Origin of the sequence: Halanaerobium saccharolyticum subsp. saccharolyticum DSM 6643 (assembly GCF_000350165.1) — a bacterium.
GTDB lineage: Bacteria > Bacillota > Halanaerobiia > Halanaerobiales > Halanaerobiaceae > Halanaerobium > Halanaerobium saccharolyticum.
The window spans coordinates 394,689-406,842 of the sequence record NZ_CAUI01000015.1; the positions used below are offsets into that span (position 1 = coordinate 394,689).

Annotated in this window: 10 protein-coding genes and 1 other annotated feature; of the genes, 1 reads left to right on the top strand and 9 read right to left on the bottom strand. The window is 31.9% G+C overall.

The features are described from left to right. Positions 1 to 65: 65 nt before the first annotated feature. From fusA to lspA, 4 genes are all read right to left on the bottom strand, one after another. Positions 66 to 2,126, bottom strand: a complete 2,061-nt coding sequence (gene fusA / locus HSACCH_RS07175; RefSeq protein WP_005488875.1) for an elongation factor G — start codon at positions 2,124 to 2,126, stop codon at positions 66 to 68. Between the two features lie 236 nt (positions 2,127 to 2,362). After that, entirely contained in the window at positions 2,363 to 3,568 is a 1,206-nt protein-coding gene (locus tag HSACCH_RS07180) for an FprA family A-type flavoprotein (RefSeq protein WP_040477185.1), read from the bottom strand. Positions 3,569 to 3,617: 49 nt separating this feature from the next. Further along, positions 3,618 to 4,523: an RluA family pseudouridine synthase gene (locus HSACCH_RS07185; protein ID WP_005488877.1), complete on the bottom strand. Its 906-nt coding sequence runs from the start codon at positions 4,521 to 4,523 to the stop codon at positions 3,618 to 3,620. Beyond that, entirely contained in the window at positions 4,524 to 4,982 is a 459-nt protein-coding gene (lspA, locus tag HSACCH_RS07190) for a signal peptidase II (protein WP_005488878.1), read from the bottom strand. A gap of 156 nt (positions 4,983 to 5,138) precedes the next feature. On the opposite strand from lspA, the gene HSACCH_RS07195 reads away from it, so the two are divergent. Next, the gene (locus tag HSACCH_RS07195; protein ID WP_005488879.1) at positions 5,139 to 6,503 is read left to right on the top strand and encodes an MATE family efflux transporter; all 1,365 of its coding nucleotides are present in this window, start codon (positions 5,139 to 5,141) and stop codon (positions 6,501 to 6,503) included. 123 nt (positions 6,504 to 6,626) lie between these two features. On the opposite strand, the gene ileS is transcribed toward HSACCH_RS07195, so the two are convergent. The 5 genes from ileS to HSACCH_RS07220 all read right to left on the bottom strand — a co-directional run bounded on the left by ileS (position 6,627) and on the right by HSACCH_RS07220 (position 12,152). Next, a complete protein-coding gene (gene ileS / locus HSACCH_RS07200; RefSeq protein WP_005488880.1) occupies positions 6,627 to 9,422 on the bottom strand; it encodes an isoleucine--tRNA ligase in 2,796 nt (931 codons plus the stop codon). A 55-nt stretch (positions 9,423 to 9,477) separates the two neighbouring features. Next, positions 9,478 to 9,719: a binding site (T-box leader), on the bottom strand. A 61-nt stretch (positions 9,720 to 9,780) separates the two neighbouring features. Then, positions 9,781 to 10,338, bottom strand: coding sequence for a DivIVA domain-containing protein (locus HSACCH_RS07205; protein WP_005488881.1), 558 nt, complete (start codon positions 10,336 to 10,338; stop codon positions 9,781 to 9,783). Between the two features lie 18 nt (positions 10,339 to 10,356). Then, entirely contained in the window at positions 10,357 to 11,145 is a 789-nt protein-coding gene (locus HSACCH_RS07210; protein WP_005488882.1) for a YlmH family RNA-binding protein, read from the bottom strand. Between the two features lie 11 nt (positions 11,146 to 11,156). Next, positions 11,157 to 11,429 carry a YggT family protein gene (locus HSACCH_RS07215; RefSeq protein WP_005488883.1) on the bottom strand — a complete coding sequence of 91 codons (273 nt, stop codon included), beginning with the start codon at positions 11,427 to 11,429 and terminating at the stop codon, positions 11,157 to 11,159. Positions 11,430 to 11,447: 18 nt separating this feature from the next. Next, positions 11,448 to 12,152 (bottom strand): YggS family pyridoxal phosphate-dependent enzyme, encoded by a 705-nt coding sequence (locus HSACCH_RS07220; RefSeq protein WP_005488884.1) that lies wholly within the window; start codon positions 12,150 to 12,152, stop codon positions 11,448 to 11,450. Positions 12,153 to 12,154 lie beyond the last annotated feature (2 nt).

Consider the following 12,154-nt stretch of genomic DNA (forward strand, 5'->3'; position numbering starts at 1 on the left):
GTTGGAAAAAGGCCAGCTGTAATAGCTGGCCTCAATTATTTTATTTAAGCTTATTTAATTAATAATTAAGAACTCTCTTTGTTAGCTCTCTCTATAATTTTTTCACTTATATCACCTGGTACTTTATCATAATGAGAAAATTCCATATCGAAGGAACCATATCCACCCGTTATAGATTTTAATTCAACAGCATAATTAAACATTTCTGCCTCTGGAACCTTTGCTTTAATAATCTGGGTTCCATTTTGAGGTTCCATTCCCTCAATTCTACCGCGTCTAGAGTTGAAATCACCCATTATATCTCCCATAAAATCCTGGGGGACTGTAACTTTAACTGACATAATTGGCTCTAACAGAACACATTTACCCTGAGCTAGAGCTTTTCTAAAGGCTTTAGAAGCTGCAATTTTAAAAGCCATTTCTGAAGAATCAACGTCATGATAAGAGCCATCATATAAAACTACTTTAAAGTCAACTACTGGATAATTAGCCAATGCCCCAGATTCTTTAGCTTCAGCAACTCCCTTTTCAACACCAGGTATGTACTGGCCTGGAATTGCACCACCAAAAATTTCTTCCTCAAATTCAAAACCTCTACCTCGAGGAAGTGGTTCAACTTTCATTAGTACATGACCATACTGACCACGCCCACCTGATTGCTTTTTATACTTTTCTTCAACATCCATCTTGCGCTGAATAGTTTCTCTATAAGCAACTTTTGGCTCCTGAGTGGTAAAGTCAACATCATATTTCCGCTGACATTCTTCTTTAATCATAGTAAAGTGAATTGTTCCCATTCCATCTAAGATTAATTCTTTTGTTACTTTGTTATAATTAACATTAAAAGTTGGATCAGAATCACTGTAGCGGTGTAACGCTGCTGCCATTTTTTCTTCATCTACTCCCTCGGCAGGATATGCTGCTCTGCTGTACATAGGTTTTGGGAATTCTAATTCGTGATAATAAACACCTGTTTCGGGATCCCTGATTGTATAAGATGTCTCTAGTTCATCTAATTTAGCCACTGCACCGATTTCACCAGCTGTTAGATTATCGACATTATCCTGATCTTCACCATTAAGTTTATAAAGTTTAGTAACTTTGATTTCTTCATCAATATTTGGAATATATACTAAATCATCGCGTTCTAATTTACCAGAAAATACTCTAAAGATTGATAATTTACCAATATAAGGGTCGACCATAGTTTTACAAATTTGAGCGCTAAATTCACTTTCTGGATAAGGAGCTAAAACTTCTCCTGATTTGACTAAATGATCTGAATGTACTTCAGCTGCTGAAGGGAATATTTTTGTTAAATCATCTAAAAATTTACCCACACCACAATTTTCCAAAGCTGATCCAGCAAAAACAGGGACTAATTCTTCACTTGCTACTTCTTCCTCAAAAGCTTTAGTCAACTCTTTAATAGTAATTTTTTCTCCATCAAGATATTTGATCATTAAATCTTCTTTTAACTCTACAATTTCCTCAGTTAACTTTAATTCATAATCTTCTACTCTTTCTTTTTCTGATTCAGGAATCGGATATGCATCTGGTTTTCCATCTGCAGACTTATATAGTTTTTCATCAAGCAAATCAATTATTCCAACAAATTTACCTTCTTCATAATACGGAATAGTTACAATTGCAAAACTATCGTCATATGTAGATCTTAGTTCATCAACAACTTTATCAAAATCTGCTTCTTCTTTATCAATTTTATTAATAAATACAGCTTTTGCCAGGTCATTTTTCTTGGCTAATTCCCAGACATAACCTGTATTAACTTCTATACCAGCTGTTGCATCAACCAGCAATACTGCACTTTCTACCATTCTTAAAGCACTAATTACTTCACTGCGGAAATCAGCATAGCCGGGAGTATCAATAAAATGAAATAATTTATTATGCCATTCAAAATTAAAATAACTATTATGAACAGAATGTTTATGTTCCTTTTCTACAGCACTAAAATCGGAATGTGAATTTCCTTTATCAACACTGCCTGGTTGATCAATCACTCCTGCATTATAAAGCAGCATTTCAGTCAGTGTTGATTTACCCGCACCTCCATGTGATATAAAGCAAAAATTTCTAATGTCTTTACTAGTAATTTTACTCAATTTTTCCACCAGCCTTTCAGTTTATTAATGTTTATTTTTTATGTCAGTGTATTTCAAAATTCTGACACAATTCTTTAAAATATTCTGTATATTATTACTTCTACAATAGTTATTTAAATTCCTTTAATTTTTTGAATATTATTTTAAAAAAATAATCTACCTACTCTGTTTATCTATTTATGAAAAAATAGACAGCAAAGTAAGTAGATATTTCAGCTATAAATTAAAACTAGAAATTATTTGCAGTTTTCCTTTACCTTTTTAGCTACATTTTCACCTAAGAGATAACATTTTTCTAAAATATCTCCACCAGGTGCAAACTGAGATTCAATAACTGGCTCAGCAAGATTACAGCTAACTGTTTCACTAAACTCTTCTAATCTATCTAAAGCTCCACCACTCCAGCTGTAAGATCCAAAAATGCCGAGTACTCTATTTTTCAAATTCCTGCTTTCTAAACTTTTAAGTAGGTAGTCCATTGGTGGGAAAACCTTAGTGTTATAAGTACAGCTACCTAATACAATTCCTTTATATTTCCAGATATCATTAATAATAAATGAAATATCTTTACGAGAAACATCAAATAACTTAATCTGCTCAATTCCACTTTCGGATAAAGAGCGCGCTACAGCTTCAGCCATTATTTTTGTGTTACCATACATTGAACCATAAACAACAACTACACCCTCTTCTGTCTGCTGCTGGCTCCACTTATCATATTCTTCTATAATATGGGCAGGATCTTTTCTCCAAACAAGGCCATGGGTAGCCGCTACCATTCCAATCTCTTCAATTTGATCACTTAATTTTGAAATTGTTCTGTGGACTACAGGACCATATTTACCTATTATATTTGAAAAATATCTTCTAATTTCATCCTCAAAATGGTCAACATTAACTTCATCATCAAATAAGTATCCATTTAAAGAACCAAAACCACCAAAGGCATCTCCAGAAAATAATATTTTTTCTTTCTGATCAAAAGTCATCATAGTTTCTGGCCAGTGAACCATTGGAGTTAGATAAAACTTTAAAGTTCTAGAACCTAAGTCAAGCTCATCTCCATCTTTAACAACCATTGTTCCTTCAGTAATACCATAAAAACCTTCTAAAAAGTTAAGAGTTTTAGCATTACCAACAATTTTCATCTCAGGAAAAGCCTCACGCATTGATTTTATAGATCCTGAGTGATCAGGCTCCATATGGTTAATTATTAAATAATCAACTTTTTTATCTCCTATAACATCTTTTACTTTTTCTAAATATGTATCTGTATAATTAATTTTTACTGTATCAATTAGTGCAACTTTGTCGTCATTAATAACATATGAATTATAAGCTATACCTTCTGGTAAAGGCCATAATGACTCAAACAAATCTGTCTCTTTATCATTTACTCCTACCCAGTGAACTGATTCTGTTAATTGAATTGAATTATAAATAATAATCTCCTCCTAGTAATTTTTATATTTTTGCAGCTAAAATTATCTTTTAGCTTCTAAGCTTATTTAAAATCTCTTTAAAATCGTCTTTTAATTCTGCTTCAAATACTATTTTTTTACCTGTTGTTGGGTGCTTAACAGCTAGTTTTCTAGCATGTAAGAGCTGTCTTTTAGCATTTAAAGTGTTTTTTGATCCATACTTTTTATCTCCAACTACTGGATGTCCTAAATAAGAAAAATGCACTCTAATTTGATGAGTTCTACCAGTTTCAATTTTCACTTCAACTAATGTGTGAGTTTTAAACTCTTCAATTATTTTAAAACGGCTAATAGCTTTTTTACTTCTTCTTTTTCGGACAGCCATTTTTTTCCTGTTTTTGGGATCCCTTCCGATTGGAGCATCTATTTTACCTTTTTTATATGCTAAATTCCCTTCAATTAGAGCATAATAATATTTGTCTACAGTCCTATTTTTAAATTGTTTGGCCAATTCTTTATGACTCTTATCATTTTTAGCCACAATTAATAAGCCTGAAGTGTCTTTATCCAATCGGTGAACAATTCCAGGTCTTTTGACTCCATTTATTGCTGATAGATTATCAACATGGGCCAGTAGTGCATTAACAATAGTGTCATCGTGGTGGCCCGGAGCTGGATGAACAACTCGATCAGCATTTTTATTAATCACAATTATATCCTGATCCTCATAAACAACATCCAAATCCATTTCTACAGCTTTGATTTCACTTTCTTTTTCTTCAATAATTATTTTCAAAAAGTCATTTTCAGTTATTTTATAACTTTTATCAACTATATCCCCATTTACTGTAACCTTTTTTTCTTCTATTAATGTTTGAATAAATGAACGTGATAAATCATCGTATTCAGAAGCTAAGAATTTATCTATTCTTTGCCCCTGGTCTTTTTTCTCTACTTTAAGACTGTATTCCTCCATTTAAGCACCTCTATCTGCTAAAAAAAGTAATTGATAAATTAAAATTAAAACTCCAAAAAATATAAAAATATCAGCAATGTTAATTACCGGCAATTGATAAAATTTTATTATATCAAAAGCAATGAAATCAGTTACATAATGAAATATTATTCGATCAATAAGATTTGCTATACTTCCTCCCAATAAGAAAATTAAAGCAATTTTTGCTACAAATATTTTAGGAAGTTCCTTCTTATAAAGATAAATAATAAAAACTAAAAAAAAGATTGTAGTTAATATAAAAAAACTGCGCTGACCTTCCAAAATTCCAAAGGCTGCTCCTCGATTTTTAACAAAAGTCAAATAAAAATAATCACCTATAATTGATATTTTTTGAGATTGACTCAAATAAACTCGAATAAAATGTTTACTCAGCTGATCTATTATAATTATTATTATGGAAAATAGGGCAATATACATTATCTCAACTCCATATATAATTTTAACATATTGAAATAACTTAGACAATTAATAATTACTCTTTTATATCTTTTTATAATATGCTAAGATAAGAGTTGGATGATTATTTAAATATAATCTCACATTTAAATATATATAAATAAAGGATGAAAGATTATGAAACTAGAATTAACTAAAAACAGCAGCAGGCGTGCGAAAACAATTTTTATGCTTGCTCTACCAGCCATGCTCGAAATGTCATTAAATACTCTGGTTGGAATGGCTGATACAATTATGATCAGTCGTTTTATCGGTAAAGAAGCCCTGGCTGCAGTTGGATTTGCTAATCAAATTATTTTCACTCTGATATTTGTCTTCTCTGCTTTCAATGCTGGAGCAACTGCAATGGTTTCCCGCAGTTATGGTGAGGGTAATAAAAAAAGAATGAATAAAATAATGAATGAAAATTTAACATTAAATATAATTTTGGGGATAATAGTTACTTTATTTACTTTCTTTTTTGCTAACATGATTTTGAATGTTTATGATATTACAGCAGTTGTTAAATCTTTTGGAACAACTTATTTAAAATATATTGCGATTGGACAACTTTTCATGTTTATTTCTTTTGCAGCTGCAGCAGCATTAAGAGGTTCTGGAGATACTAAAACACCAATGTATATCACAGGTATTGCTAATATTTTAAATATCATTGGTAATTATATTTTAATTACTGGTTTCTGGATATTCCCAGAATTAGGTATTGCCGGAGCAGCTATTTCAACTGCTTTTGCTCGCTTTATAGCAGCGGCACTATATTTAGTTTTATTTGCAAGCAGTAAAGGAGTTTTAAAACTCCATCCAAGCTGGATGAAAATTAGCAGTAAGATATTTAAACCTCTTATTAATCTGAGCTATGCAGCTGGAATTGAACAATTATTTATGCAGGTAGCATTTTTTGTTAATGGAATTTTTATTTCTAAATTGGATACTACTGCAGAAGCATCATTTAGAATTTTATTAAATATTGAATCATTATCATTTATGCCAGCAATAGGAATCGCTATTGCTGCTACTACAATTGTCGGCAAGCATCTGGGAGAAGATGATCCAGAAGAATCTTTAAAAAGTGGCTTAACAGCTGCAGTAATGGGTGCTTTAATTGGAACTGCGCTTGCTTTAGCCTATCTAATTTTCCCGGTCTTTGCACTCAGGATTTTCACAACTGAAGCAGAGGTTATTAATTATTCTGCTCCTATTTTAAGAATTGTAGCTTTGAATCAAGCATTTTTAGCTTTTGTAATAATTATGGTCGGTGCCTTAAGAGGGGCTGGAGATACAAAAGGTGCAATGTACATTACTATAATCAGACTCTGGGTTATTTTTATACCTCTCTCCTATTATTTAATTGTTATCTCTAATTATGGAGTTGCTGGAGTCTGGATTGCCGAAATAATTTCTTTTGTTATTATTGCACTAATAGTAGTAAAAAGATTTGTTAAAATGGAATGGGCAAACATCGAGTTTTTTGAAGAAAATTAATCTACAATTTCAAAACTTCTTTTTGTCATCAATATATTTTGATAAAATAAAAGCAGCCATTTTTTATCTCTGGCTGCTTTTTATTTGCTTAATACTATTTTATTTTAATTCATGAATATTAATTTATTTTTCTGATTCAATTACATTTGCACATCGCTGACAAATATCGTCATGGGCTTCCAGTTCACCAACTGTTTCATCATACTTCCAGCAGCGATCACATTTTTCTCCTTTAGCTTCACTAACTTTTACTAAAACAGAACTTTCTTCACCCTGATGAGCATTTTCAGCATTTAAATCATCATTAAGTTCGGCCTGAGATACTATAAATAGGTCAGCTAATTGATCAATTTCTGAAGTCAATAACTCTTGTTGAGCTTCCGATGTTCCCGCAAGTTCAACCATTGCTTCCAGAGAGTTACCTATTTTCTTTTCTGCTCTTGCTAATTCTAAAGCTTTAGATACATCTTTTCTAATTGCCAAGAGCTTATCCCATTTAGCAAGCAGTTCTTGATCATAATAATTTTTCTTAACTTCTGGCCAATCAGTTAAAAAGATGCTTTCTTCAGATTTCATTTCATCAGGTAAGAACTGCCAAACTTCTTCTGATGTATGAGGAATTATTGGCGCCAGTGTAACAACCAAAGCCATCATAATATCATAAAGTGTACTCTGGGCAGAGCGCCTACTTAAAGAATCTGTTCCATCTGTATATAAACGATCTTTAGTAATATCCATATAAAGAGAGCTCATTTCTACAGTACAGAAGTTATGAACATCATGATAAACTCTGTGATATTCGTATTTTTCATAAGCAGTAGTTATTTTCTCAATTAAATCCTGCAGACGAATCATAATCCAGCGATCTAATTCTCTGCGATCTTCGTATTCTACATAATTTTCTTCGCTATCAAAATCACTAATATTACCTAAAATGAAGCGATAGGTATTTCTAATTCTTCTATAAGCTTCAGAACTCTGTTTTAAAATATTGTCTGAAACTCTAACATCATTTTTAAAATCAGAAGATGCAACCCATAATCTTAAAATATCTGCACCATACTGGTCAATTACTTTATGTGGAGAAACCACATTACCTTTGGATTTAGACATCTTATTACCTTTTTTATCTACAGTAAAACCATTAGTAATTACTTCTTTATAAGGGGCAACTCCTTCTGTTGCTACAGCTGTTAATAGTGAAGAGTTAAACCAACCACGATATTGATCTGTACCTTCAAGATAAACCTGTGCTGGCCAGCTTAAATTATCTCTAGTTTCTAAAACAGCCTTATGACTGGAACCTGAATCAAACCAGACATCCATAATATCTTCTTCTTTTGTAAAGTGATTCCCACCACAATGAGGACAACTATAAGCTTCTGGCAATAGTTCTTTTGCTGAAAGCTCATACCAAGAAGATGAACCTTTTTCTGCAAAAATTTCTTTAACAGAGTCTAAAGTATCATCATTAATTACTGCTTCTCCACAATCATCACAGAAGAAAATAGGAATTGGTACTCCCCATTTTTTCTGACGAGAAATACACCAATCTGAGCGTTCAGAAATCATATTTGTCATTCTTTCTTCTCCCCACTCAGGGTGCCAATCAACATCTGCTATAGCAGCCAGTGTTTCTTCTTTAATTGCATCAATAGATGCAAACCACTGATCTGTAGCTCTAAAAACTAAGTTAGTTTTACAACGCCAGCAGTGAGGATAGCGGTGATCAATAAAGCTTAAATCCATCAGCAGATTTTTTTCTTTTAATTTATCAGTTACCATTATATTAGCTTCATCATAATGTTTGCCAGCAAATTCTCCAGCCTCTTCGGTAAAATAACCTTTGTTATCCATTGGTGAATAAACTTCTAAATTATATTCTTGTCCAACTACAAAGTCATCATGACCATGGCCGGGAGCAGTGTGGATACAACCTGAACCCTGTTCTAAAGTTGCATGATCTCCAAGAATTAGAAGAGATTCCCTATCAAACAGAGGATGTTTTGCTCTTTTATTTTCAAGCTCTTTACCACTAAAGTCTTCACTAATGATTTCATATTCTTTGATTCCAGTTTGAGACATTACTGAATCTACAAGTGCTTTAGCCATTACCAGCTTTTCTCCTTCTACTTCTACAACAACATAAGGATATTCTGGATGAAAAGCAATAGCCATATTAGAAGGAATAGTCCAGGGAGTTGTTGTCCAGATAACTATATAGCTATCTTCACTATTTAAAGTAACTCCACCAACTTCAACCTGATCCATCATTGGGAATTTAACAAAAATAGAAGGTGCTCTATCTTCACCATATTCTACTTCTGCTTCGGCAAGAGCTGTCTCACAACTTGGACACCAGTGTACAGGTTTTTTGCCGCGATAAAACAAATCTTTTTTAGCCATTTCTCCAAAAACTTCTATCTGTTTTACTTCATATTCTTTATTTAAGGTCAGATATGGATTCTCCCATTCTCCCCAAACACCAAGACGCTTAAACTGATCACGCTGGCGGTCAATATATTTCAAAGCATAATTTGTACATTTTTCTCTTAATTCGGGGACAGAAAGTTCAGCTCTTTCTTCATCTGTCATTTCGCTTGTTACTTGATATTCTATCGGTAAACCATGTGTATCCCATCCCGGTACATAAGGAGAATAATAACCTTTAAGAGTGGAAAACCTTGTTATAAAATCCTTTAATACTTTATTTAAGGCATGACCAATATGTATATCTCCATTTGCATAAGGAGGACCATCATGCAAAATAAAAGGTTCATTACCTTCTCTATTTTCGACTGCTTTTTCGTAAATCTTTTTTTCCTGCCATAGTTTTTGAAAATCCAATTCTCTTTCACTTAGATTTGCCCGCATTGGAAAATCTGTATTAGGTAAATTAATTGTCTCTTTATAACTCATTTACTTTTATAACCTCCTGTAAAAATATATTAAAAATAAAAAAAGCCTCCGTCCTGTAAGGGACGAGAGACCGCGGTACCACCCTAATTAAAATTAGTAATCAAATAGCTGCTGTTAATTCAACTTATTAATTACTAATCTTATCTTAGCAATCTTTAACGCAGAAATACGGGTATACTAATCTATTCATATACCGACTCCAGGGTGATCTTCTCAATTTTATGTTTCCCGGCTTCCACCAGCCCCGGTTCGCTAAAAACAATTAAAAATTGATACTGTCCCTTTCATAATCAATTTATTTGTATAACATTTTTCTCAATTATAAACTATCAGTAAAAATAAGTCAAGTTTTATTGAGCTAATTATTCTCTGTAATCTCTTTTCCATTACTAATTGTGTTATCAACATTATTTTTAGTAGCTTTTTCAAAATCAGAATCATCATCATTCTCTAAATCAGATCCCAAATAATTCTGATCATCTTCTTTTAGCATTTCTAAATGACTTTCTAAAAGAGTTTGAAAACGAATTTTAAAGAAATTTCTCTGTTCTCTCAACTGCTCTAATTTTCTTTTTTCTGAAAGAACTTCATCTTGAGCATTCTCTTTTATTTTTTCTGCTTTCATTCTCGCCTCTTTAATAATCATTCTAGCCTCATTATCAGCCTGCTCAACCCTTTCAGATATAGTTCCCTGCATGGTATCTAATGTATTCTGCAGTTTATCTTCCATTGCTTCAAAATTTTCTATTTTTTCTTTTAAAGATCTATTCTCTTCCTGCAGATTATTGAGGTCTTTAAGCAGTCTTTCATAAGCGATTCCTACATCATCTAAAAATTCATCAACCTGATTAGTATTATAACCAAAAGTAGATTTCTTAAATTCTTTATTATATATGTCAAGTGGGTTCAATTTCAAAATATCCCTCCTTTTAACTTAAGTTAATCTTTTTAAAGTTAACTTAATTCTACCTTTATTTGAAATACCTCTTTGTTCTTCAACTTTAACTCTACCTCTGCCTCTAACTGAAATCAAATCACCAATTTCAACTTCTGCTGCAGGATCAGATTCAATCTTCCAATTCAATTTTACTTTCTCATTCTCTATGTCTCGAGACATTTTATTACGGGAATCACCAAAACCAGAACTAGCAACTGAATCTAATCTCATAGAAGCAACTGTTGTCAATATTTCTTTTTCATGTTTTACAGGCTTTATTATTTCAGACTCATCAATTTCTTTAACTTCCACTGGAACCTGATGAACCTTGTCTAATTTCAACTCAATTATATCCTGAATTTCAGCCGCTACAATAATCTGAGCAGAGTCTGAATGAACAAGAATATCACCAATCATTTTTCTCTGCAAACCTAAACCCATTAATGCCCCTAAAAAATCTCTATGAGTTAATTTTTGAAAAGCAAAATTACCATCAAGCTGATAAATCTTAATCTGTTTTTCAATTAAATCAGGAAAAAGATATTCGGGAAAAATAACCAGCCGTTTTCTTTCCGCTCTATGATAACCACCTTCTTTTTTAAAATTAATTTCTGCAACTTGCTCAATTAAAGGTACAGCTATTTCTATCTGATATGGGTTTAAAAAATCAGTAGCCTGTGTTTTATGATATTTTAATACCTGTTCACATTTATCTAGAACATGAGACCCCAACCTTCTATCTTCTTCTCTGTGTAAATGATTTAATAACTTATCCTCATCAAACATAAATTCCCACCTTATATTACAATATTAATCAAAAAATTCCTAATTATTGATAGAGCAAACAAAGCAATTATAGGTGAAAGATCTAGACCTAAAATCCCACCACTTGGAAGCAGTTCTCTGATCGGCCCTAAAATAGGTTCTGTTATATCATAAATGAATTTTATTACCTTACGCCATCTCATATCTCCAGGGTTAGGTCTAACCCATGAAATGATAACACGACCAATTATTAATAAATTCAAAATTTCAAAAATAGCACTAATTGTTCTTGCTAAAATATACATTCAATTTCCTCCAAATCATTAATATTCTCTTTCTCCAAAAATTGCTGTTCCGACTCTTACAATAGTAGAACCTTCTTCTACAGCAATTTGATAATCATTTGTCATCCCCATTGAAAGTTCATTTAAAGGAATAACTTCAGCTGAAAGTTTATCAAATAGTTTTTTCATTTTTTTGAAATAAGAACGTAGTTTTTCAGAATCATCTAAGTATGGTAAAATAGTCATTAAACCCTCTATTTCTAGAAAATCTAAATTAATTATTTTCTTTAAAAATTCCTCGGCTTTTTCGGGGGCAATACCAAATTTATTTTCATCTCCCGAAATATTAATTTCTACCAAAACTGGTATTTTTCGATCGTTCTTTTTTGCTCTTTTATTAACTTCTTTCGCCAACCTTAAACTATCAATAGACTGTATCATCCGACAATTTTCCATTCTCATTAAATATTTTACTTTATTTCTTTGTAAATGTCCAATGAAATGCCAGTCAATTTTTATATCATCTGAAAGCAAATTTTCATTTTTTTCTTCTAATTCTTGAACTCTATTTTCTCCAAATAATTTAACTCCCGCTTGCTTAAGAATTTTAACTTCTTCATGACTATGTTTTTTGCTAACTGCAAGAATTTTAACATCTTCGTAATTTCGATCCGCTTTTGCTGCTGCTATTTTTATGTTTTCTTGAACATTTTTTAAATTATTAATTAATTTTTCTTTTTGCATTA

Bases quoted from the DNA above. Each gene is read 5' to 3' on its own strand.
- HSACCH_RS07185 (WP_005488877.1), bottom strand. From the start codon at position 4,523: ATGGAGGAATACAGTCTTAAAGTAGAGAAAAAAGACCAGGGGCAAAGA.
- lspA (WP_005488878.1), bottom strand. From the start codon at position 4,982: ATGTATATTGCCCTATTTTCCATAATAATAATTATAATAGATCAGCTG.
- HSACCH_RS07195 (WP_005488879.1), top strand. From the start codon at position 5,139: ATGAAACTAGAATTAACTAAAAACAGCAGCAGGCGTGCGAAAACAATT.
- ileS (WP_005488880.1), bottom strand. From the start codon at position 9,422: ATGAGTTATAAAGAGACAATTAATTTACCTAATACAGATTTTCCAATG.
- HSACCH_RS07210 (WP_005488882.1), bottom strand. From the start codon at position 11,145: ATGTTTGATGAGGATAAGTTATTAAATCATTTACACAGAGAAGAAGAT.
- HSACCH_RS07215 (WP_005488883.1), bottom strand. From the start codon at position 11,429: ATGTATATTTTAGCAAGAACAATTAGTGCTATTTTTGAAATTTTGAAT.
- HSACCH_RS07220 (WP_005488884.1), bottom strand. From the start codon at position 12,152: ATGCAAAAAGAAAAATTAATTAATAATTTAAAAAATGTTCAAGAAAAC.